Genomic DNA, 20,672 nt, shown 5'->3' with positions numbered 1-20,672 from the left:
CTGCGCACCGTTCTGACGAAGGGCGCAGTGCGCCCGCCATCCCCCGCATCATGTTCAACGTCGTCCTGGTCGAACCGGAAATCCCGCCCAATACCGGCAATGTGATCCGCCTGTGCGCCAACACCGGTGCGCAGCTGCATCTGGTCAAACCCCTGGGTTTTCCGCTGGAAGACGCGCGCATGCGCCGCGCGGGACTGGATTACCACGAGTACGCCACCATGCGCGTGCATGAAAGCTGGGACGCGCTGATGGCCAGCGAGCAGCCCGACCCGGCGCGCATGTTCGCGCTGACCACGCGCGGCTCGACACCGTTCGGCGAGGTGGCGTTCCGCCCCGGGGACTGGTTCGTGTTCGGTTCCGAAACACGCGGGCTATCGCCGGAGCGGCGCGACTGGTTCCCGCCCGCGCAGCGCATCCGGCTGCCGATGCGGCCCGACAACCGCAGCCTGAACCTGTCGAACACGGTCGCCGTGGTGGTGTTCGAGGCGTGGCGCCAGAACGGGTTCGAAGGCGGCAGCTGAGCCGCCCGGCCAGCGCCTACTCCGGCTGCACGCCGGCGGCGCGGATCACCTTGTCCCAGCGCGCCTTCTCGCTCACCATGGTCTGGCGCAGCGAGGCCGGCGCGGTGCCGGCCGGCACGAAATACTGCGCGCGCATCTTGTCGCGCACGTCGGCGCTGCCGATGATCGCCACCAGCTCGCGGTAGAGCCGGTCGATCACAGCCTGCGGCGTGCCCGCCGGCGCCAGCACCGCCTGCCAGGAAATCGCCTCGAAGCCCGGGTAGCCGGATTCCGCCACTGTCGGCACCGACGGCAACACCGCCGTGCGCCCCGTCGTGGTCACGGCCAGCACGCGCAGCTTGCCCGCGTTGACCTGCGGCATCGCGATCGCCGGCACCATGAAACCCGCCTGCACCTGCCCGCCCACCATCGCCGTGGTGATCTGCGGGAAGCCGGGGTATGGCACGTGCTGCAGGTCGATGCCCGCCATCGCCTTGAGTTGCTCCATCGCCAGGTGCGAGGCACTGCCGTTGCCGGGCGAGCCATAGTTCAACTCACCCGGCTTGGCCCGTGCCAGCGCGACGAACTCGCGCAGGTTGTGCACCGGCAGGCGTGCATCCACCACCAGCACGTTGGGCGAGGTCGCCACCAGCGTGACCGGCGCCAGCTGGCGGAACGGGTCGTAGTTCAGGTTGCGCGACAGCGTCGGCGCGGTCACCAGCGGGCCGTTGATGGTGAACAGCAGGGTGTAGCCATCCGGAGCGGCGCGCGCCACCATGCCGGTGCCGATATTGCCGCCGGCGCCGGGACGGTTTTCCACCACCACCGGCTGGCCCAGCGCGGCGGCCAGCTTTTCGGTCACGATGCGCGCGATCAGGTCGGGCGATGAGCCCGGCGGGAACGGCACCACCATGCGGATCGGCCGCGCGGGCCAGGGTTGGGCGAAGACGCCGCCGGAAGTCCCGGCGGCGCAGGCGGCAGCCAGCGCGATCAGCGCTTGTCGTCGTGTGGGCATGCGGTGCGGAGGATCAGAACTTGGATACGCGAGTCATCATTCGTCGCGCGCGTCGCGCTGCAGGAGCTGCGCCACCGCATCGGCGGCGCTCAGCCCGTCGAACAGCACCGCGCAGACCGCGCGGGCGATCGGCATCTCGACACCGTTAGCCGAGGCTAGCTCTGCCACAGCCTGGGCGCAGCGCACGCCCTCGGCGACGTGGCCCAGACCGGCCAGGATCTGCTCCAGGCTCTGCCCCGCCGCCAGCTGCTGGCCGACCTTGCGGTTGCGCGACAGGTCGCCGGTGGCGGTCAGGATCAGGTCGCCCACGCCGGCCAGGCCCATGAAGGTCTCGACCCGGCCGCCCAGCGCCAGCCCCAGGCGCGTCATCTCGGCCAGCCCGCGCGTCACCAGCGCGGCGCGCGCGTTCAGGCCCAGGCCCAGCCCGTCGCTGGCGCCGGTGGCAATGGCCAGCACGTTCTTGACCGCACCGCCGACTTCCACGCCGATCAGGTCGTCGCTGCCGTAGATGCGCATCGCATGATGGTGGAAGGCCGCCTGCGCGCGTTCGGCCAGCGACGGCTCGTTGCCTGCCACGGTCAGCGCGCACGGCAGCCCCAGCGCCACCTCGCGCGCGAAGCTGGGGCCGGTCAGCACGCCGTAGGCAAAGCCCTCGGTACGCCCGGCGGCGTCGAGTTCGGCCCGCACCATCTGGTGCGGCAGCAGGTGGGTGCCGGACTCGAAGCCCTTGCACAGCCACAGCATCGACACCGGCCTGGCGCCGCGCGCGGCCAGCCGGCGCGTCATCTCGCGCAGGCCCGCCACCGGCGTGGCCACCACCACGATGCCGTCGGCATCGTCGGCGGCATGCGCCACGGCCTGCTCGAAGTCTGCCTGCACCGCCAGCCTCTCGGACAGCGTCACGCCGGGCAGGTAGGCGGCGTTCTCACGCGTGGCCGCGATGGCCGCGAGTTGCGCGGGGTCGCGCCCCCACAGCACCACGTCATTGGCGGCCGCGGCATGGCTGGCGAGGGCGGTGCCCCAGGCACCGGCACCGAGGAAGGTCAGTTTCATGGCAGCTTGATCCGAGGATGGACGCAGTCGATGGTAGCCCAAAGGCAAAACGGGGCCGCAGCCCCGTTTCGATGATGGCTCAGGACGCCGGAATCAGTGGCGGGCCTGGCTGCCGTCGGGCATCACGATGCCGCTGTTGCCGCCTTCGGCACCCTGGGCTTCTTCCATGGCGGCCTGCAGGCGTTGCTCATACAGCGCCTGGAAGTTGATTTCCGACAGGTGGATGGCCTGGAAGCCGGCGCGGGTGATCACGTCAGCGATATTGCCGCGCAGGTACGGGTACAGGATGGTCGGGCAGGCGATGCCCAGCAGCGGGTCCAGCTGCTCCACCGGCACGTTGCGGATATCGAAGATGCCGGCCTGGTGCGCTTCCACCAGGAAGGCAACCTTGTCCTGCACCTTGGTCGTCACGGTGCCCGTCACCACCACCTCGAAGATCCCTTCCTGCAGCTGCGAAGCGCCGACGTTGACCTGCACTTCCACCGACGGGGCTTCCGATTCCAGGAAGATGCCGGGCGAATTGGGCTGCTCCAGCGACATGTCTTTCAGGTAGACGCGCTGGATGTTGAAGAAGGGTTGATCGTCCTGCTGGGTGTTTTGCTGGTCGCTCATGAAAGGCTTCCGGGAGGATGGGCTGGTGTGCATCGGGCGCGGCGGCCGCAATCCTTGCATCGTGCAAGGCTGGCCGGTGCCCGCTTGAAAAACGCATATGGTACATGACGCGGGTGGCGAATTCACCCGCGCCGGGGGTAAGCCGGAACCAGCGCGGCGCGGAATCAGACGATTCCGCGCCAGCGCCGGCGCAACCGGCTCAGGCGGCCAGCAGCGGCACCAGGCCGCCCTGGCGGTCCAGCGCCGAGAGGTCGTCGAAGCCACCCACGTGGGTCTCGTCGATGTAGATCTGCGGCACGGTGCGGCGACCGGTACGGGCCATCATCTCTTCACGCTTGCCGGGTTCGCGGTCGATCAGGACCTTCTCGATCGTTTCCACGCCCCTGGACTTGAGCAGGCGTTCAGCCATCAGGCAATACGGGCACACCACGGTGCTGTACATGACGACACGGGCCATGCGGGTTCTCCTTGAATGCAATGCGCGCGCGGCCCGGCCTGGCCGGGGGCGCGCCTTGTGACGGATACGGCGGTGCTGCCCGGGATTACTTCACCAGCGGCAGGCCTGCCTGCTGCCAGGCGGCGATGCCGCCCTCGAGCGCGTAGATCTCACTGTAACCGGCTTCCTTCAACGCTGCCTGGGCCTTGCCCGAGCGCTGGCCGGTCTGGCACACGACGATGATGGGGGCAGCCTTGTCCTTTGCAAGGCCGGCCGCGCGCGAGGGCAGGTCGGCCAGCGGAGCGCTCTTGGCTTGCGGCAGGTGACCCTTGGCATACTCGGCGGGCTCGCGGATGTCGACCACGACCGCGCCGCGCTTGTTGATCAGCTGGGTCGCGGTGGCCGTATTGACGGTCTTGCCGCGGGTGCTGCGCGAGATCGCGGGCCAGGCCAGCAGGCCGCCCGAGACCACGGCAAGGGCGATCAGAGCGAGGTTGTTGTAGTCGGCGAAGAAATTCACGTTGGCATTCCGGTAGGTTGGGTCGGCGGCATTATAAAATACGCGGTTTGGCGTCCAGGCCCTGCCGTCGCATGGCCATCCGCCATTGTCGCCTGTCTGAGACATGGGATGTCCACGAGGAACCCATCAGCCCTTCCAGGTGACGGCGCGGACGCATGCAGGTTACCTACTCTCTGGAAGCAGCAGCATGTACAAGCTCGTCCTCATCCGCCACGGCGAATCCACGTGGAACCTTGAAAACCGCTTTACCGGCTGGGTCGACGTCGACCTGACCGAAACCGGCGCCGACCAGGCGCGCCAGGCCGGCAAGCTGCTCAAGGATGCCGGCCTGGGCTTTGACGTGGCCTATACCTCGGTGCTCAAGCGTGCCATCCGCACGCTGTGGCATGTGCAGGATGAAATGGACCTGATGTGGATCCCGGTGCGCAACGAATGGCGCCTGAACGAGCGCCACTACGGCGCGCTGGCCGGCCTGAACAAGGCAGAAACGGCCGCCAAGTTCGGCGACGAGCAGGTGCTGGTGTGGCGCCGCAGCTATGACACGCCGCCGCCCGCGCTGGAGCCCACCGATCCGCGTGCCTCGTACGACGATCCGCGCTACGCCAATGTGCCGCGCAATGAGATCCCGCTGACCGAATGCCTGAAGGACACCGTGGCCCGCGTGATGCCGCTGTGGAACGAATCCATTGCCCCCGACATCCAATCGGGCAAGCGCGTGGTCATTGCCGCCCATGGCAACAGCATCCGCGCGCTGGTGAAATACCTGGACCAGATCTCGGATGACGATATCGTCGGACTCAATATCCCCAACGGCACCCCGCTCGTCTATGAGCTGGACGCCGACCTGCGCCCCCTGCGCCACTACTACCTGGGTGACCAGGACGCCATCGCCGCCTCGCTGGCGGCCGTGGCCAGCCAGGGCAAGGCACGCTGAAGCCCGCCCGGGCGGCCGCGCGCGGATGTGCGGCCGCCCACCCTGAGCCGGGACGGGACAGGCCCTTTCCACCACTCGCACTTATACTGTCCGACAAACCGCCCGGCGCCGGGCGGCCGCAGCCGGCATAATCCCCATACCGTACACCAGTACTTCGAGTACACGTTCAGGCAGCCCTCATGCGCAAGACCCTCAAGAACATCAGCCTGGTTTCTGTCGGCCTCGTCGCCGGCGTGCTCGCCACGCTGCAGATTTCGGCGACCGCCCAGAATTCATCGGGGCCCTTGCCGCTTGACCAGCTGCGGCTGATGGCCGATATCTTCGGGCAGATCAAGCGCGAGTACGTGGAGCCGGTCGATGACAAGAAGCTGCTGACCGAAGCCATCAAGGGCATGGTCGCCAGCCTCGACCCGCATTCGTCCTATCTCGACGAGAAAGACTTCAAGGAACTGCAAGAAGGCACGCGCGGACGCTTCGCCGGCCTGGGCATCGAGATCTCGCAGGAAGAAGGCCTGGTCAAGGTGATCAACCCGATCGAGGACACCCCTGCCTTCCGCGCCGGCATCCAGCCGGGCGACCTGATCACCCGCATCGACGACAAGCCCGTGCGCGGCCTGCCGCTGGAGCAGGCGGTCAAGCGCATGCGCGGCGAGCCCGGCACCAAGGTCACGCTGACCATCTACCGCAAGAGCGAGGAACGCACCTTCCCGGTCTCGATCACGCGCGCCGAGATCCGCGTGCAGTCGGTCAAGGCCAAGATGCTGGACAACAATATCGGCTGGATCCGCCTGACCAGCTTCCAGGAACGCACCATCGCCGACCTGTCCCGCAAGCTGGCCGAACTGGCGCAGAAGAACCCCAACATGAAGGGCCTGGTGCTGGACCTGCGCAACAACGGCGGCGGCGTGCTGCAGGGCGCGGTCGGCGTGGCCGCGGCCTTCCTGCCGGAAGACGCCACGGTGGTGTCCACCAACGGCCAGGTGCCCGATGCCAAGCGCGTGTACAAGGCGACGTACAACAACTACCGCCTGTCGTCGCTCGAAGACGATCCGCTCAAGGACCTGCCCGCGCTCTACAAGAAGATCCCGATGGTGGTGCTGACCAACGCCTACTCGGCCTCGGCCTCCGAGATCGTGGCGGGCGCGCTGCAGGATCATCACCGCGCGCAGATCATGGGCAAGACCACCTTCGGCAAGGGCTCGGTGCAGACCGTGCGCCCGCTGACCAACGACACCGGCATCAAGCTGACCATCGCGTACTACTACACGCCGAGCGGCAAGTCGATCCAGGCCAAGGGCATCCGTCCGGACATCCCGGTCGACCAGAACCCCGAAGGCGATCCGGACGACGCGCTGATCACGCGCGAAATCGACACCGAGCGCCACCTGCACAACAAGCAGGAATCGGAACAGCCGGAAATGACCGAGCGCGAGCAGCGCCGCGTGGACGAACTGCGCCGCCTGGAAGAAGAGAACGCGAAGAAGACGCCGGAAGAGCGCGAGAAGGACCGCCGCAAGAAGCCGGTTGAATTCGGTACGGCCGACGACTTCATGCTGCAGCAGGCCATCGCCCAGCTCAACGGCCAGCCGGTCAAGCGCTCCAAGTCGAAGCTGGAAACCAATCCGCCGGCCGACAACGGCAAGGCGGCCAAGCCCTCGGGCAAGAGCGGCGCCAAGGGCGCCAGCGCACCGGCAGCCAAGCCGGCGGTGCCGGCCCCCGGCAAGCAGCCGCCGGCCAGCGCTCCGATCGGCGAGCCGCTGGGCACGCCGACGGGCAAGGCACCCTGAGAGCCTGAGGCTTTATTCAGGCTGCCGGTTTGCTCCCCTCTCCCCATGAGGGGAGAGGGAGTACACCTTGCTTGGGCTAGCTCGGGCGGCTTTGGAGCACCCAAAGCCGCCCTCCCCTTCAGCACTCGAGGGATTACCTCATGAGCGACGACGGCCTCAACGACGAACAACTGCTGCGCTACTCGCGCCACATCCTGCTGGACGAGCTCGGCATCGAGGGCCAGCGGCGCCTGCTTGCCGGCCATGCGCTGGTGATCGGTGCCGGCGGCCTGGGCGCGGCCGCGCTGCCCTTCCTGGCCTCGGCCGGGGTGGGCCGCATCACGGTGGTCGACGACGATGAAGTCGACCTGACCAACCTGCAGCGCCAGATCATCCACACCACCGCCAACGTGGGCCGGCCCAAGGTGGATTCGGCGCGCGAAGGCATGCTGCGCATCAACCCGGGGCTGGAGATCGTGACGGTGCCCGCGCGCGTGGGCGATGCAGAGCTTGCCCAGCTCGTCGCCAGCGCCGACGTGGTGCTCGATTGCTGCGACAACTTCGCTACGCGCCAGGCAGTCAACCGCGCCTGCGTGCGCCACAAGGTGCCGCTGGTGTCAGGCGCGGCGCTGCGCTTCGATGGCCAGATCAGCGTGTTCGACCGGCGCCAGCCCGACGCGCCCTGCTACGCCTGCCTGTTCCCGCCGGCCGAACCCGCGCCGGAAGTGGCCTGCGCCACCATGGGCGTGTTCGCGCCGCTGGTCGGCATGGTCGGCACCGTGCAGGCGGCCGAGGCGCTCAAGCTGCTCGCGGGTGTCGGCGAGAGCCTGGCGGGCCGGCTGCTGATGGTCAATGCACTGTCGATGGAATGGACCACGATGCGGCTGGCACGCACGCCGGATTGCCCGGTCTGCGCCGGGCACTGAATCGGCAGACTAGCCCCGCTGCGCCGTGTGCGCCCGCAGCCAGTCGGTGACTGCGGCGCGGTCACCGCGAAAGACGATGCGCGCCTCGCGCTGTTCGCGCTGGAAGGCGTACATCGGATCGTAGTACTCGCGCAGCAGCACTTCGATCCAGCCGCGGTGCAGATCCACTTCGCCCCGCTCCGCCTGCTGCGCCAGCGCCTGGTCCAGCAACGCCGACAGCTTGCCGTAGCGGGCACCGCCCAGCCGCGGCGAGATCCCGGCCATGGCCTCGCGCAGGCGCGTGGCGTAGGCTTCGAAGCCTTCCGTGCTGCCCTTCTCGGCAATGAACTCCGCCGCCAGCCCCTGCACATAGTCGCGCAGCACGCGCTCCACGCGTTCGTCGAACGACGCTTCCAGCCACACCAGCGGGCTGGCCTGCATGCGCTGCGTCAGCACCTGCGGCACGTCGCGGCTGCCGATAAAGCGGCCCTCGTCCTCCACCAGCAGCGCGCGCCAGCCTGCGTCAATATGCCGCAGCACGTCGATGGCCAGCGCGTTCTCGAAATCGATCTGCGGCGGCTGCGCCAGCGCGCGCCGGCCGAAGGCCGAGCCGCGGTGCCGCGCATGGCCTTCGAGGTCGATCGCGGCGGGCACGTCGGCCAGCACATCGGTCTTGCCGCTGCCGGTCAGGCCGCCCAGCACAAACCATTGCTGCTCGGCCGCCGCGGCATCGGTGGTCTCGATCAGGAAGCCGCGCATGGCCTTGTAGCCGCCGGTCACGCGGGGGTAATCGACACCGGCCGCATGCAGCCATTGCTGCACCAGCTGCGAGCGCAGCCCGCCGCGGAAGCAATACAGGTAGCCGTCCGGATGCGCGCGCGCAAACTCCGCCCAGGCTGCGATCCGCGCGGCCTTGCGCAGCCCGGACACCAGCTGGTGGCCAAGTTCGATTGCCGCCTGCTGGCCCTTCTGCGCATAGCACAGGCCCACCTCGTGGCGCTCGGCATCATCCATCAGCGGCAGGTTGACCGCGCCGGGGAAGGCCCCGCGCGCGAATTCCAGCGGCGCGCGCACGTCAAGCATGGCCACGCCGCTGAGGAACAGGGTGCGGAAGTCCGCGGTGTCAGGGCGCATCATTAATCGTAGGGTGAGATTTGCGCGGCGCCGTGGCGGGACAGGAGCCTTTGCCCGCCAGGGACGCCTGGATAAAGAACAGGAATCGGAATGAGAAGGGTTACTGCCTGCAGGCGAGCAACAAGGCGGAGCCGAACGGCGCCGCGCGCTGGGGCGGCCGCTCATCGAGAGCGGCCACGCCGGAAACCGGCTTATTGCTCGCCCGGCTCCATCTGCGACTGCAGGTAGTTCTGCAGCCCGACCTTGTCGATCAGGTCCAGCTGCGTTTCCAGGTATTCGATATGTTCCTCGGTATCGGTGAGGATATCGACCAGGATTTCGCGGCTGACGTAATCGCCTACGGATTCGCAGTAGGCGATGCCTTCCTTGACGGTGGCGTGCGCGGTCTGCTCCAGCTTCAGGTCGCACTTGAGCATCTCGGGCGTGTCTTCGCCGAGCAGCAGCTTGTGCAGATCCTGCAGGTTGGGCAGGCCGTCCAGCATCAGGATGCGCTCGATCAGGCGGTCGGCGTGCTTCATTTCGCCGATCGATTCCTTGTACTCCACGTCGCCGAGCTTCTTCAGGCCCCAGTGGCGATACATGCGGGCGTGCAGGAAATACTGGTTGATCGCGGTCAGCTCGTTCTTGAGCTGGGCGTTCAGATGCTGGATGACCTTCTTGTCACCTTTCATTGGCGGCTCCTGTTGCACCGGGCCCGCGCAAAAACACGAAACGGCGCCAATGGCGCCGTGCAGTCAGTGAAAAAGGAAAAAGCGCAAAAGCGCGCCGTGAACTGGTCTTCAGTTCATGGGCGCGTTCAGGCCACCAGCGCCTTGCGCTGGTCGTTCGCGACTGCCGGATCCCGAGTGTCCATTATGGTACATGGGCCCGACGCGGAACAGGAAGAAATCTCCACAACCTGGATGTTGGCGAGGGTCGCAACGGTGACATTGCGCACCGCCGCCACGCCTTCCTGCAACACCTGGTGCGCGCACTCGCGGCAGCGGCCGCAGCAGGTGCCGACGCCAAGCGTTTCGGCCAGTTCGTCGAGGGTTTCGATGCCCAGGTGCGCAGCACCGTGAATCTCACGATCGGTGATCTGGTTGCAGATGCAGACGTACACAAGTCCCTCCGTTGGGGCGCGTGGCACCGGCATGCCACTGCGAATGAACGTCAGAATATCAGAGATCAATAATGATAACAATTCCCATTAAGCCACATTGGGAGAGGTCGGGTAGGCGGCACAGGATGCAAAAGGAAGGCGGCTGAGGCGGCACTTTCCGGCTTGCAGAAGTGCTGCACCAGCCGCCTTTCCGCATCAGAAAACCCTGATGGCTTCAGGGTCGTGCCAGCTGCCGCAGGGCGGCCGCCTGCTCCTCGGGATCGAAGGCCTGCAGGACCTGGTCGACCAGCGGCTCGAGCCGTTCGCAGTGGGCATGCAGGATCTCCTGCTTGACCCGCAGCAGCTGCGCCGGGTGCATCGAGAACTCGCGCAGCCCCATGCCCAGCAGCAGCCGGGTCATGGACGGGTCGCCCGCCATTTCGCCGCACACGGCCACCGGCACGCCGGCGCGGTTGGCCTCGCGGATGGTGCGCGCCACCAGCTGCAGCACCGCCGGGTGCAGCGGGTCGAACAGGTGCGCCACCGCGTTGTCGGCGCGATCGATGGCCAGCGTGTACTGGATCAGGTCGTTGGTGCCGATGGACAGGAAGTCCATCTTGCGCAGGAACAGCGGCAGCAGCAGCACCGCCGCCGGGATCTCGATCATGGCGCCGACCTTCATGCCCGGGTCATAGGCCTCGCCTCGCTCGTCGAGCTGGCGCTTGGCCTTGGCGATCAGCGCCAGGGTCTGGTCGATCTCGCTGGCATGCGCCAGCATCGGCACCAGCAGCCGCACCGGGCCGAAGGCCGAAGCCCGCAGCAGCGCGCGCAGCTGGGTCAGGAACATGCCCGGCTCGGACAGCGACCAGCGGATCGCGCGCAGGCCCAGCGCCGGGTTCAGCGCGGTCTCGAATTCATCGCCGCGGGCATCGAGCGGCTTGTCGGCGCCGATGTCGATGGTGCGGATAGTCACCGGCAGCCCGTGCATGGCATCGACCGCGCCGCGGTAGGCCTGGAACTGCTCGTCCTCGCCCGGCAACTCGTCGCGCCGGTTCATGAACAGGAATTCGGAACGGAACAGGCCCACGCCGACCGCGCCGGCCGCCAGCGCCGCGCCGGCGTCCTCGGCCATCTCGATATTGGCCAGCAGGTCGATTTCCAGCCCGTCCAGCGTCACCGCCGGGGTATGCCGCAGCCGCTGCAGGCGCTTCTTTTCCAGCGCGCGCTCGCTCTGCCGGTGGCGGTACTCTTCCAGGATGATGGCGGTCGGGTCGACGATCACCAGCCCGGCATCGCCGTCGATGATGATCCAGTCGTCCTGGCGGATCAGCTCGCTCGCGCTCTGCACGCCGACCGCGGCCGGGATGTCCAAGCTGCGCGCGACGATGGCGGTATGCGAGGTGCGTCCGCCCATGTCGGTGACGAAGCCGTGGAAGATGGTATGGCGGAACTGCAGCATGTCGGCCGGGGCGATATCGTGGGCCACCACGATCACCCCGGTCGCGGCCTCGCCGTCGGCGGCCAGCGCCGGCACCGGCGCGGGCACCAGCACCGGAGCCCCGGCGAGCGCCTTCAGGATGCGCTCGACCACCTGCCGGATATCGGTCTTGCGCTCGCGCAGGTATTCATCCTCGATCTCGTCGAACTGGCGCATCAGCTCTTCGAGGCGCGTGGTAAGTGCCCACTCTGCGTTGTAGCGGCGGCCCCGGATCAGGGCCTCGGGCTCGCGCGCCAGCGCCTCGTCGTCGAGGATCATCGCGTGCACGTCCAGGAATGCGCCCAGCTCCTCGGGCGCATCGCGCGGCAGGTCGCGCTTGAGCGCGGCCAGCTCCGCCCGCACCGCGGCGCGCGCTGCGCGCAGCCGTTCGACCTCGGCGTCGAGCTGGTCTTCATCGACCAGGTAGTGCGACACGTCCAGCGCCGCGGGCGCAAGCAGGTGCGCGCGCCCGATGGCGACGCCGCGCGAGACCGGGATGCCGTGCAGGGCGAAAGGCATGTACCGCTCCGTCAGGAACGTTTAAGAATTCGGGTCGAGGCCGCCGGCCTCACTCTCCCTCACCAAAGCGGTTGGCGATCAGCGCCAGCAGCGCGTCCATCGCCTCCTGCTCGTCGGGGCCGTCGGTCTCGAGGGTCACCGTCGAGCCGATCCCGGCGGCCAGCATCATGACGCCCATGATGCTCTTGGCGTCGACCTGGCGACCATTGCGGGACATCTTGACCTGGCTGACAAAGTTGCCGGCGAGCTGGGTCAGCTTGGCGGACGCGCGCGCATGCAGGCCGAGTTTATTGATGATGGTGGTGTCCCTCTGCAGCATATTTGTCGGGATGGTTTGCGGTTTGGTTCTGGACAGTCGTGGTGCCGACCTGCAGCACACCCTGCGAGCCGCCGGCCAGGGCCTTGGTGGCAAGCTGGTCGAGCTTTTCGCCGCGGTAGCAGATCGCGCGCACGAGCATGGGAAGGTTGACGCCGGCCAGCACCCGCACGCGGCCCGGCTCGGCCAGGCGTGCGGCGATATTGGCGGGGGTGGCGCCGAAGATATCGGTGAGGACCAGCGCGCCGTTGTCCTCGCAGATGGCCGCCAGCCGGCGCCTGGCCTCGGCCAGCACGACGGCGGGGTCGGCATCGGGAAGGACGTCGATGGATTCCAGCCGCTGCGGCTGGCCGCAGTAGACGTGGGCGGCGCAATCGCGCAGCGCCGAAGCCAGCGGGGTGTGCGCGATGATCAGAATGCCTGCCATGATGGTGAATCCGTTGGATTGCCCCGATTGTAGCAGGCGGCCCCCCGCGCTCCCGCTGCCGGCCAGGCTCAGCGCCCGGCCGCGTCCACGGCGTGCTCCAGCGCGTCGATGAACATCGCCGCGACATGGAAGCCGGTTTGCTGGGTGATCTCCTGGAAACAGGTCGGACTCGTCACATTGACCTCGGTCAGGTAGTCGCCGATGACGTCCAGGCCCACCAGCAGCAGGCCCTGCTCCCACAGCCCCGGCGCCAGAGCCTCGGCGATCTCGCGGTCGCGCGGGCTCAGTTCCTGCGCGCGGCCGGTGCCGCCGGCAGCCAGGTTGCCGCGCACCTCGCCGGCCATCGGCACGCGCGCCAGCGAATATGGCACCGGCACGCCGCCGATCAGCAGGATGCGCTTGTCGCCGTCCTTGATCGCCGGGATATAGCGCTGCACCATCAGCGTGCGGGCGCCGTCGTGGCCCAAAGTCTCGACGATCGCGGCCAGGTTCATGCCGTCCGCGCCGACGCGGAACACGCCCATGCCGCCCATGCCGTCGAGCGGCTTGACGATGATGTCGCGGTGCTCGGCGTGGAAGTCGCGGATGCGTGCCAGGTCGCGCGTAACCAGCGTCGGCGTGATGAATTCCGGGTACTGGGCAATCGCCAGCTTCTCGGAATGGTCGCGGATCGCGCGCGGCTTGTTGAACACGCGCGCGCCCTGCGCCTCGGCCAGCTCCAGCAGCCAGGTGCTGGTGACGTACTCCATGTCGAAGGGCGGGTCCTTGCGCATCAGCACCGCGTCGAATGCCGACAGCGGCTCCAGCGCGCTGTTGCCTTCGCGGTACCAGGCGTGGTCGTCGCCGGTCAGGTGCAGTCGCGTGGCCATGGTCTCGACCACACGGCCGGACAGGGTCAGTTGCGGCTGCAAGCACCAGTACAGCTCGTGGCCGCGCGCGGCGGCCTCGGTCATCATGGCGTAGGTGGAGTCCTTGTAGGTCTTGAAGGTCTCCAGCGGGTCAGTGATGAAGAGGATGCGCATGGGGCTCGTCACAGGATCGGGTTCGGGTCGGTTTTCTCGAGTTCCAGGGACGCCGCCAGCAGCGCCAATCGCGCCACCACGCCGTACATGTAGAACCGGTTAGGCACCGCCGCGCCGGGCTTGGCGTGGGAGTCGGGGATACCGTTGGGCGCAAACGCCAGCGGCACGAAATGCATGCCCGGCGCGTTCAGGTTCTCGTCGTTGCCGCGGCCCGTGTGCACGCGGTAGAAGCCGCCGACCACGTAGCGGTCGATCATGTACACCACCGGCTCAGCCACCGCTTCATTGACCTTCTCGAAGGTGTGCACGCCTTCCTGGATGATGACGTCGCTGACCTCAAGGCCTTCCTTGACGACGCTCATCTTGTTGCGCTCCTTCCGGTTCAGGCCCTTGACCTCGGACGGATCGCGCACGGTCATGATGCCCATGCCGTAGGTGCCGGCATCGGCCTTGACCACCACGTACGGGGTTTCCTTGATGCCGTACTCGCGGTACTTCTTGGCGATTTTCTTGAGCACGCCCTCGACCGCGTCGGCCAGTTCTTCCTCGCCCACGCGCTCGTGGAAGTCCACGCCGGAGCAGCGGGCGAAGTACGGGTTGACCATCCACTGGTCGATGTCGATCAGCTTGGCGAACTTCTTGGCCACCTCGTCATAGGCGGCAAAGTGGCTGCTCTTGCGGCGCGTGGACCAGCCGGCATGCAGCGGCGGCAGCAGGTACTGCTCGTTGATGTTTTCCAGGATCGGCGGGATGCCGGCCGACAGGTCGTTGTTCAGCAGGATCGAACAGGGGTCGAAGTCCTTCAGCCCCAGCCGGCGGCCCCTGGTGCCCAGGCGCGCGAGCGGCTCGACCACCAGGGTCTGGCCGTCCGGCAGCTCGATCGGGGTCGGTTCGGTGATTTCCTCGGAGAGCGAGCCCAGGCGCACGTTCAGGCCCGCCTGGCGCATGATCAGCGACAGCCGCGCCACGTTCTGCAGATAGAACATGTTGCGGGTATGCCGCTCGGGGATCAGCAGCAGGTTCTTGGCGTCCGGGCAGATCTTCTCGATCGCCGCCATCGCCGCCTGCACCGCCAGCGGCAGCATTTCCGGGGCCAGGTTGTTGAATCCGCCCGGGAACAGGTTGGTGTCGACCGGCGCCAGCTTGAAGCCGGCGTTGCGCAGGTCCACCGAGCAATAGAACGGAGGGGTATGCTCCTGCCATTCCAGCCTGAACCAGCGCTCGATGGACGGCGTGGCGTCCAGGATTTTCTTTTCCAGTTCGAGCAGCGGACCGTTCAGCGCGGTGATGAGATGCGGGACCATATCCATCCTATAAATCGTCGTCTTAATCGTTCGCCCCGATTGTAGAGGAACGGCCAACCAGGCGCTGGCACACCCCTTATAAGGATATGCATGGCCGGGCCTGAGGGATAACGATATGGGGATGGGCGGCGCGAAATAAAGAGCCGGCCGCACCGGCAAAAAAAAAGCGCGGCAATGCCGCGCTCTTAAATGGCCTGACAGATACGGGGAGCGTTCTGCAGGTGGAGGAAACTGCCTCACTGGCAATGTATGTGCCCCGCACATTAAAGACAATTGAAGCTTTTTAAGATCGGAGTTAAGCACTTTGCGAAAAGCCCGCGCAGCGCGCGGGGGGATCGCCAGCCAGCCCTTGCCGGCGCTCGGCTGGCGGGTTTTGCGAGAAAGCTCGGAAGTCCCCCCGAAGCATTCGCGGCACGCGTTGTTCGGCCATGGCTGACCGCCAAATGTATGCAATCTCAGGCAATGCCGGAAAGAAAAAAGCCCGGCACGCGGCCGGGCGAAAACTCCTGAGAGAAGATTCCCAATCAGCTCTCCAGCACAACACTTTTGCGCTCAGACTTCATACGCGGTCTCGCCGTGCGAGGTGATATCCAGGCCCTCGCGTTCTTCGTCTTCCGGCACCCGCAGGCCGATCAGCATGTCCACCAGCTTGTAGGCCACGAAGGCGACCACGCCGGACCACACCACGGTGGTCAGCACGCCTTCGAACTGGATCCACAGCTGGCCGGCGATCGAGTAGTCGTCCGCCACCTTGTTGGCCACGTAGTCGTAGATGCCCGTGCCGCCGAGGCTGGGCGCGGCAAACACGCCGGTCAGCAGCGCACCCACGATGCCGCCCACGCCGTGCACGCCGAACACATCCAGCGAGTCGTCCATGCCCAGCATGCGCTTCAGGCCGGTCACTCCCCACAGGCACAGCAGGCCGGCGATCAGGCCCATCACGATCGAGCCCATCGGGCCGACAAAGCCGGCCGCCGGGGTGATCGCCACCAGGCCAGCCACCGCGCCCGAGGCGCCGCCCAGCATCGACGGCTTGCCCTTGCCGATCCACTCGCCGAAGGTCCACGCCAGCACTGCTGCGCAGGTGGCCAGCAGCGTGTTGACGAAGGCCAGCGCGGCCGAGCCGTTGGCTTCCAGCGCCGAGCCGGCGTTGAAGCCGAACCAGCCGAACCACAGCAGCGAGGCACCCACCATGGTGAAGGTCAGGCTGTGCGGACGGATCGCCTCACGGCCGAAGCCGATGCGCTTGCCGAACATGTAGGCGCCCACCAGGCCGGCCACGGCCGCGTTGATGTGCACCACGGTGCCGCCGGCGAAGTCGAGCGCGCCCTTCTGGAACAGCCAGCCCGACTTGGCGGTCGCGGCGGCGCCGGCAGCAGCGTCGGTGTAGGCGTCCGGACCCGGCCAGAACCAGACCATGTGGGCCATCGGGATGTAGGAGAAGGTGAACCACAGCACCACGAACACCAGCACGGCCGAGAACTTGGCGCGTTCGGCGAAGGCGCCGATGATCAGGCCGCAGGTGATGCAGGCGAAGGCGCACTGGAAGGCGAAGTAGCCCAGTTCCGGCACCACCACGCCCTTGCTGAAGGTGGCGGCCACGGCCTCGACCGTCAGCCCCTTCATGAAGAGCCGGTCGGTGCCGCCGAAGAAGGCGTTGCCCTCGGTGAAGGCAAAGCTGTAGCCATAGATCGCCCACAGCAGCGCCACCAGCGAGAAGATCACCAGGCACTGCATCAGCACCGACAGCATGTTCTTGGAGCGCACCAGGCCGCCGTAGAACAGCGCCAGGCCGGGCAGCGTCATCAGGATCACGAAGGCGGTCGAGACCAGCAGCCAGGCGGTGTCGCCCTTGTTGGGCACCGGTGCGGCCGGCGCGGCGGCCGCTTCCGCGGGGGCGGCGGCCGGTGCGGCCGCGGCGGCAGCGGGAGCAGCCGGCGCCGAAGCTTCGGCAGCGGCTGCAGCGGGGGCGGCGGAGGCGGCCGGGGCAGATGCCTCGGCGGCCGGCTTGTCCTGTGCGGCGGCCGGCGTGGAGATGCCCACGCCCGCCGTGCCGATGGCCAGCGCCATCGCGCCGGCCGTCAGGAATCGCTTGAACCAGGTTTTCATGTGCTTAACCTCTTGTGATGTGCTGTCTCGGGTCACAGGGCATCGCCGCCGGTCTCGCCGGTGCGGATGCGGATGACCTGCTCGATCGGTGCCACGAAGATCTTGCCGTCGCCGATCTTGCCGGTGCGGGCCGATTTCTCGACCGCCTCGATGGCGCGCTCGACCACGTCGTCGGGCACCGCCACCTCGATCTTCACCTTGGGCAGGAAGTCGACGATGTATTCGGCGCCGCGGTACAGCTCGGTGTGGCCCTTCTGGCGGCCGAAGCCTTTCACTTCGGTCACGGTAATGCCGGACACGCCCACGTCCGACAGCGCTTCGCGCACTTCGTCGAGCTTGAACGGCTTGATGACTGCGATGATGAGTTTCATCCGATTTCTCCTCGGGGCAGGCCGGCGCTGCCTGCCCGGCCTGCGGCAATGATTAGAAAGTCTTGGTGATCGAGGCCCAGGCCGTGGCCTTGCCCAGGTAGCGGCCGCGGTTGGCGCTGGTGTAGGCCACTTCCTTGGCGTTGGTGTCGACATAGGCAACCGCCAGCGCGAAGCCCTTGCCCAGGTCCTTGGTCAGGCCGATCTTCCAGTCGGTGTACGAGGCGTCGCTGTTGTGCTTGACGTCCTGGTAGCCGACGTGCGCATTCAGGGTCAGGTCCCAGAAGTTCAGCGGCACGTTGGCGCTCAGGTCGATGTAGCCGCTGTTCTTGCTGTCGGCCCAGCCAAACAGGTTGGTGACCGAGTGCGAGTACTTCAGGAACACCGGGCCCCAGCCGATGCCGGCGTACAGCTCGGTGGTGTACGGGCGCGGGTTGTTGTAGCCGCCCGGGTAGTAGTACTCAAGCACGCCCAGGTCATAGCTGAACTCGGTGCCGGCAACCTTGAAGGTGTTCTTGAAGCCGCCGTAGAAATCCATCTCGACCGGGGCCGAGACCGCCGGGTTGGCATCCTCGAGCCAGCTGATGCTGGAGTTCCAGTTGCCCAGATAGAAGCCGCTTTCGTGGGCGTAGTCAAAGCCACCCTGGATGGCCGGGCGCAGGTTGGTCTGGCTGATGCCGCGATAGCGGTAGTCCGAGACCAGCGACACGTTGGCCGTGAACGTATGCGGCGATGCCGGCTCGGCAGCGGCGGCGGCCGGTGCCGGGGCCGCCGCGTCCGTGCTTTGCGCGTGGGCGGTGGCGGCGGCACTAGTCAGGACAAGCGCGCTGACTGCAAGGGCCAACTTCTTCATGGGTTTCTTCTCCTTTTTTCCTGAGGCTCGGATTTCGTTTCTTGGATTTCGGTGATTCAATGACGCTGGCGCACCAACTACTGCAACTGCCATGCCAGCTCTTCGGAAATCGGCGGCCCATGTTGGCCGTGATGGCGTGCCGTGACCAAAGCCAGACTTGAATCTGCCCTGCAGCGAAGCCAGATCAGGTTAAAAGGTGTGAACGCGGATGCGCCGGAGCTTTCGCCCACGTGCCTCACGGGCGATAATTGAGTCCTGACGGTGGCCGCGTGCGCGACACCCAGGCCGCGCGCCCGCAATCGGGGCGCCCAATTCCTGTGCGAAAGCGCGCTAAACGCCAGATGCCCACCCGGATTGGCACCAGTTAGGTGCGCAAAGGAGAAACCATGAAACCGACCGATCTCTTCAACGACCTGCAGAACAAGGTCAGCGAGGCGCTGCGCAACTCGCCGGCAAGGGACATCGAAAAGAACGTGCGCAGCATGATGACCCAGGGCTTTGCCAAGCTGGACCTGGTCACGCGCGAGGAATTCGACGTCCAGTCGCAGGTGCTGGCCCGCACCCGCGCCCGCCTGGAGGAACTGGAGGGCCGCGTGGCGGAGCTTGAGCGCCGCGCCGGCATCACGCCCGGCGCCGGCTCGGTGGACTCGACCGGGGGCGCGTGAGCACGCCGGTCCTGCCCGATCCAACCCGCCGCCTGAAGGCCGCCACTCCTGGCGGCCTTTTTCGTTAACAGTTCGATGACATGAGCCTTGCCGTCCTACGCAGCCGGGCACTGACCGGCATCGCCGCGCCGCCGGTGCGGGTCGAGACCCACCTCGCCAACGGCCTGCCGGCATTCACCATCGTCGGCCTGGCCGACACCGGCGTGCGCGAAAGCCGCGAGCGCGTGCGCGCCGCCATCCTCAACAGCGGTTACGAGTTCCCCAACCGCCGCATCACCGTCAACCTGGCCCCGGCCGACCTGCCCAAGGAATCCGGCCGCTTCGACCTGGCCATCGCGCTGGGCATCCTGGCCGCCAGCGGCCAGATCCCGTCCGAGGCACTGGATGCTCATGAGTTCGCCGCCGAGCTGTCCCTGTCCGGCGAACTGCGCCCCGTGCGCGGCGCGCTGGCCATGGCCATGGGCCTGGCACGCGACAACGCCGCCCGCGCCGCCGCCGGCGAGGCGCCGCGCGCCTTCCTGGTGGCCGCAGGCAATGGCGCCGAAGCCGCGCTGATCGAGGACCTGGCGGTGCATGCCGCCGCGACGCTGCGCCAGGCGTGCGACCATCTCTGCCCCCTGCCCGACGCGCGGCTGCCCCGCTCCATGCCGGCGTTGCTGCCCGCCGCCACGGACCGCGGCCCCGACATGCGCGACGTGCGCGGCCAGGCCCAGGCGCGCCGGGCCATGGAAGTGGCCGCCGCCGGCCAGCATTCCGCCCTGCTGGTGGGCCCGCCGGGCACCGGCAAGTCGATGCTGGCGCAGCGCCTGCCCGGGCTGCTGCCGCCGATGACGCTGCAGGAAGCACTGGAGTCCGCCGCGGTCATGAGCCTGACGCCGGGCGGCTTCCGCACCGCGCTATGGGGCCAGCGCCCGTTCCGGTCGCCGCACCATACGGCATCGGGGCCGGCCATGGTCGGCGGCGGCGGCAACCCGCGCCCGGGCGAGATCTCGCTGGCGCACCACGGCGTGCTGTTCCTGGACGAGCTGCCCGAATTCGACCGCAGGGTGCTGGAAGTCCTGCGCGAGCCGCTGGAATCCGGCCGCATCACCATCGCCCGCGCCGCCGGCCACGCCGACTTCCCCGCCTGCTTCCAGTTCGTCGCGGCGATGAACCCCTGCCCGTGCGGCTACCTCGGCCATCCCGACCGCCCCTGCCGCTGCACGCCCGACCAGGTGCGGCGCTACCAGTCCCGCATCTCCGGCCCGATGCTCGACCGCATCGACCTGCAGGTGGAAGTCCCAGCGCAGGACCAGGGCGAGATGCTCGACGGCCCGCCTGGCGAACCCAGCGCCGTGGTGCGCACCCGCGTGCTGGCCGCGCGCGAGCGCCAGCTGGCCCGGCAGGGCAAGCCCAACAATGAACTGGGCGGACGCGAGATCGAACAGCACTGCACGATGGAAGCACAGGCGCAGGCACTGCTGCGCGGCGCGATGACGCGGCTGGCGTGGTCGGCGCGGTCGTACTACCGCGTGCTGAAGGTGGCCCGCACCATCGCGGACCTGGAAGGTGCCGAGGTGCTGACCGCCACGCATGTGGGCGAGGCGATCCAGTACCGGCGGGCGTTGCGGATGGCGGGCGGTTGAATGCCTCGGCCTAAGCTACAAGCGAAGCCAG

The 20,672-nt window shown here is 67.5% G+C and carries 22 protein-coding genes; 6 read left to right on the top strand and 16 right to left on the bottom strand.

All coding sequences use genetic code 11. The features are described from left to right. Positions 1-50: 50 nt before the first annotated feature. On the top strand, positions 51-521 hold the full coding sequence (gene trmL / locus AC1Q6V_RS01645; protein ID WP_011614463.1) for a tRNA (uridine(34)/cytosine(34)/5-carboxymethylaminomethyluridine(34)-2'-O)-methyltransferase TrmL: 471 nt from the start codon (positions 51-53) through the stop codon (positions 519-521). A gap of 16 nt (positions 522-537) precedes the next feature. Here the strand turns inward: trmL and AC1Q6V_RS01640 are convergent, their stop codons facing one another. From AC1Q6V_RS01640 to AC1Q6V_RS01620, 5 genes are all read right to left on the bottom strand, one after another. Continuing rightward, positions 538-1,515, bottom strand: a complete 978-nt coding sequence (locus tag AC1Q6V_RS01640) for a Bug family tripartite tricarboxylate transporter substrate binding protein (protein WP_010814826.1) — start codon at positions 1,513-1,515, stop codon at positions 538-540. A gap of 36 nt (positions 1,516-1,551) precedes the next feature. Further along, a complete protein-coding gene (locus tag AC1Q6V_RS01635; RefSeq protein WP_010814827.1) occupies positions 1,552-2,568 on the bottom strand; it encodes an NAD(P)H-dependent glycerol-3-phosphate dehydrogenase in 1,017 nt (338 codons plus the stop codon). Between the two features lie 93 nt (positions 2,569-2,661). Next, positions 2,662-3,180 carry a protein-export chaperone SecB gene (gene secB / locus AC1Q6V_RS01630; RefSeq protein WP_010814828.1) on the bottom strand — a complete coding sequence of 173 codons (519 nt, stop codon included), beginning with the start codon at positions 3,178-3,180 and terminating at the stop codon, positions 2,662-2,664. A gap of 199 nt (positions 3,181-3,379) precedes the next feature. Continuing rightward, positions 3,380-3,637: a glutaredoxin 3 gene (gene grxC / locus AC1Q6V_RS01625; RefSeq protein ID WP_010814829.1), complete on the bottom strand. Its 258-nt coding sequence runs from the start codon at positions 3,635-3,637 to the stop codon at positions 3,380-3,382. Positions 3,638-3,722: 85 nt separating this feature from the next. Beyond that, positions 3,723-4,136, bottom strand: coding sequence for a rhodanese-like domain-containing protein (locus AC1Q6V_RS01620; RefSeq protein WP_010814830.1), 414 nt, complete (start codon positions 4,134-4,136; stop codon positions 3,723-3,725). Positions 4,137-4,323: 187 nt separating this feature from the next. Here AC1Q6V_RS01620 and gpmA point away from each other — a divergent pair, with 187 nt between their 5' ends. From gpmA to AC1Q6V_RS01605, 3 genes are all read left to right on the top strand, one after another. Next, the gene (gene gpmA / locus AC1Q6V_RS01615) at positions 4,324-5,070 is read left to right on the top strand and encodes a 2,3-diphosphoglycerate-dependent phosphoglycerate mutase (RefSeq protein ID WP_010814831.1); all 747 of its coding nucleotides are present in this window, start codon (positions 4,324-4,326) and stop codon (positions 5,068-5,070) included. A gap of 179 nt (positions 5,071-5,249) precedes the next feature. Next, positions 5,250-6,857, top strand: coding sequence for a S41 family peptidase (locus AC1Q6V_RS01610; RefSeq protein ID WP_011614461.1), 1,608 nt, complete (start codon positions 5,250-5,252; stop codon positions 6,855-6,857). 140 nt (positions 6,858-6,997) lie between these two features. Next, positions 6,998-7,762 carry a HesA/MoeB/ThiF family protein gene (locus AC1Q6V_RS01605; protein WP_010814833.1) on the top strand — a complete coding sequence of 255 codons (765 nt, stop codon included), beginning with the start codon at positions 6,998-7,000 and terminating at the stop codon, positions 7,760-7,762. A 9-nt stretch (positions 7,763-7,771) separates the two neighbouring features. Here AC1Q6V_RS01605 and mnmH read toward each other — a convergent pair whose 3' ends face one another. From mnmH to AC1Q6V_RS01550, 11 genes are all read right to left on the bottom strand, one after another. Next, positions 7,772-8,875 (bottom strand): tRNA 2-selenouridine(34) synthase MnmH, encoded by a 1,104-nt coding sequence (mnmH, locus tag AC1Q6V_RS01600; protein ID WP_010814834.1) that lies wholly within the window; start codon positions 8,873-8,875, stop codon positions 7,772-7,774. A 191-nt stretch (positions 8,876-9,066) separates the two neighbouring features. Further along, positions 9,067-9,546, bottom strand: coding sequence for a bacterioferritin (bfr, locus tag AC1Q6V_RS01595; RefSeq protein WP_010814835.1), 480 nt, complete (start codon positions 9,544-9,546; stop codon positions 9,067-9,069). Between the two features lie 125 nt (positions 9,547-9,671). Continuing rightward, entirely contained in the window at positions 9,672-9,977 is a 306-nt protein-coding gene (locus AC1Q6V_RS01590) for a (2Fe-2S)-binding protein (RefSeq protein ID WP_010814836.1), read from the bottom strand. Positions 9,978-10,191: 214 nt separating this feature from the next. Then, a complete protein-coding gene (ptsP, locus tag AC1Q6V_RS01585; RefSeq protein ID WP_010814837.1) occupies positions 10,192-11,952 on the bottom strand; it encodes a phosphoenolpyruvate--protein phosphotransferase in 1,761 nt (586 codons plus the stop codon). Positions 11,953-12,001: 49 nt separating this feature from the next. Beyond that, positions 12,002-12,271: an HPr family phosphocarrier protein gene (locus tag AC1Q6V_RS01580; protein ID WP_010814838.1), complete on the bottom strand. Its 270-nt coding sequence runs from the start codon at positions 12,269-12,271 to the stop codon at positions 12,002-12,004. After that, the gene (locus AC1Q6V_RS01575) at positions 12,240-12,695 is read right to left on the bottom strand and encodes a PTS sugar transporter subunit IIA (protein ID WP_010814839.1); all 456 of its coding nucleotides are present in this window, start codon (positions 12,693-12,695) and stop codon (positions 12,240-12,242) included. Before AC1Q6V_RS01575 ends, AC1Q6V_RS01580 begins: the two co-directional genes overlap by 32 nt. 68 nt (positions 12,696-12,763) lie before the next feature. Further along, positions 12,764-13,717 (bottom strand): glutathione synthase, encoded by a 954-nt coding sequence (gene gshB / locus AC1Q6V_RS01570; RefSeq protein WP_010814840.1) that lies wholly within the window; start codon positions 13,715-13,717, stop codon positions 12,764-12,766. An 8-nt stretch (positions 13,718-13,725) separates the two neighbouring features. Continuing rightward, entirely contained in the window at positions 13,726-15,021 is a 1,296-nt protein-coding gene (gshA, locus tag AC1Q6V_RS01565; protein ID WP_011614459.1) for a glutamate--cysteine ligase, read from the bottom strand. A gap of 552 nt (positions 15,022-15,573) precedes the next feature. Then, the gene (amt, locus tag AC1Q6V_RS01560) at positions 15,574-17,130 is read right to left on the bottom strand and encodes an ammonium transporter (RefSeq protein ID WP_010814842.1); all 1,557 of its coding nucleotides are present in this window, start codon (positions 17,128-17,130) and stop codon (positions 15,574-15,576) included. Positions 17,131-17,162: 32 nt separating this feature from the next. Continuing rightward, complete coding sequence (locus AC1Q6V_RS01555; protein WP_010814843.1) at positions 17,163-17,501, bottom strand: P-II family nitrogen regulator; 339 nt, start codon at positions 17,499-17,501, stop codon at positions 17,163-17,165. Between the two features lie 52 nt (positions 17,502-17,553). Then, positions 17,554-18,351, bottom strand: coding sequence for a TorF family putative porin (locus AC1Q6V_RS01550; RefSeq protein ID WP_010814844.1), 798 nt, complete (start codon positions 18,349-18,351; stop codon positions 17,554-17,556). Positions 18,352-18,737: 386 nt separating this feature from the next. On the opposite strand from AC1Q6V_RS01550, the gene AC1Q6V_RS01545 reads away from it, so the two are divergent. Together AC1Q6V_RS01545 and AC1Q6V_RS01540 are read left to right on the top strand one after the other, a co-directional pair. Further along, positions 18,738-19,016 (top strand): accessory factor UbiK family protein, encoded by a 279-nt coding sequence (locus AC1Q6V_RS01545; RefSeq protein ID WP_010814845.1) that lies wholly within the window; start codon positions 18,738-18,740, stop codon positions 19,014-19,016. An 80-nt stretch (positions 19,017-19,096) separates the two neighbouring features. Beyond that, positions 19,097-20,641, top strand: coding sequence for a YifB family Mg chelatase-like AAA ATPase (locus AC1Q6V_RS01540; RefSeq protein ID WP_010814846.1), 1,545 nt, complete (start codon positions 19,097-19,099; stop codon positions 20,639-20,641). Positions 20,642-20,672 lie beyond the last annotated feature (31 nt).

The sequence above is a fragment of the Cupriavidus sp. GW823-FHT07B10 genome (genome assembly GCF_058794355.1).
This window is presented reverse-complemented; position numbering and strand designations above follow the sequence as displayed.

Bases quoted from the DNA above. Each gene is read 5' to 3' on its own strand.
- trmL (WP_011614463.1), top strand. From the start codon at position 51: ATGTTCAACGTCGTCCTGGTCGAACCGGAAATCCCGCCCAATACCGGC.
- AC1Q6V_RS01640 (WP_010814826.1), bottom strand. From the start codon at position 1,515: ATGCCCACACGACGACAAGCGCTGATCGCGCTGGCTGCCGCCTGCGCC.
- AC1Q6V_RS01635 (WP_010814827.1), bottom strand. From the start codon at position 2,568: ATGAAACTGACCTTCCTCGGTGCCGGTGCCTGGGGCACCGCCCTCGCC.
- secB (WP_010814828.1), bottom strand. From the start codon at position 3,180: ATGAGCGACCAGCAAAACACCCAGCAGGACGATCAACCCTTCTTCAAC.
- grxC (WP_010814829.1), bottom strand. From the start codon at position 3,637: ATGGCCCGTGTCGTCATGTACAGCACCGTGGTGTGCCCGTATTGCCTG.
- gpmA (WP_010814831.1), top strand. From the start codon at position 4,324: ATGTACAAGCTCGTCCTCATCCGCCACGGCGAATCCACGTGGAACCTT.
- AC1Q6V_RS01610 (WP_011614461.1), top strand. From the start codon at position 5,250: ATGCGCAAGACCCTCAAGAACATCAGCCTGGTTTCTGTCGGCCTCGTC.
- AC1Q6V_RS01605 (WP_010814833.1), top strand. From the start codon at position 6,998: ATGAGCGACGACGGCCTCAACGACGAACAACTGCTGCGCTACTCGCGC.
- mnmH (WP_010814834.1), bottom strand. From the start codon at position 8,875: ATGCGCCCTGACACCGCGGACTTCCGCACCCTGTTCCTCAGCGGCGTG.
- bfr (WP_010814835.1), bottom strand. From the start codon at position 9,546: ATGAAAGGTGACAAGAAGGTCATCCAGCATCTGAACGCCCAGCTCAAG.
- ptsP (WP_010814837.1), bottom strand. From the start codon at position 11,952: ATGCCTTTCGCCCTGCACGGCATCCCGGTCTCGCGCGGCGTCGCCATC.
- AC1Q6V_RS01580 (WP_010814838.1), bottom strand. From the start codon at position 12,271: ATGCTGCAGAGGGACACCACCATCATCAATAAACTCGGCCTGCATGCG.
- AC1Q6V_RS01575 (WP_010814839.1), bottom strand. From the start codon at position 12,695: ATGGCAGGCATTCTGATCATCGCGCACACCCCGCTGGCTTCGGCGCTG.
- gshB (WP_010814840.1), bottom strand. From the start codon at position 13,717: ATGCGCATCCTCTTCATCACTGACCCGCTGGAGACCTTCAAGACCTAC.
- gshA (WP_011614459.1), bottom strand. From the start codon at position 15,021: ATGGTCCCGCATCTCATCACCGCGCTGAACGGTCCGCTGCTCGAACTG.
- amt (WP_010814842.1), bottom strand. From the start codon at position 17,130: ATGAAAACCTGGTTCAAGCGATTCCTGACGGCCGGCGCGATGGCGCTG.
- AC1Q6V_RS01555 (WP_010814843.1), bottom strand. From the start codon at position 17,501: ATGAAACTCATCATCGCAGTCATCAAGCCGTTCAAGCTCGACGAAGTG.
- AC1Q6V_RS01550 (WP_010814844.1), bottom strand. From the start codon at position 18,351: ATGAAGAAGTTGGCCCTTGCAGTCAGCGCGCTTGTCCTGACTAGTGCC.
- AC1Q6V_RS01545 (WP_010814845.1), top strand. From the start codon at position 18,738: ATGAAACCGACCGATCTCTTCAACGACCTGCAGAACAAGGTCAGCGAG.
- AC1Q6V_RS01540 (WP_010814846.1), top strand. From the start codon at position 19,097: ATGAGCCTTGCCGTCCTACGCAGCCGGGCACTGACCGGCATCGCCGCG.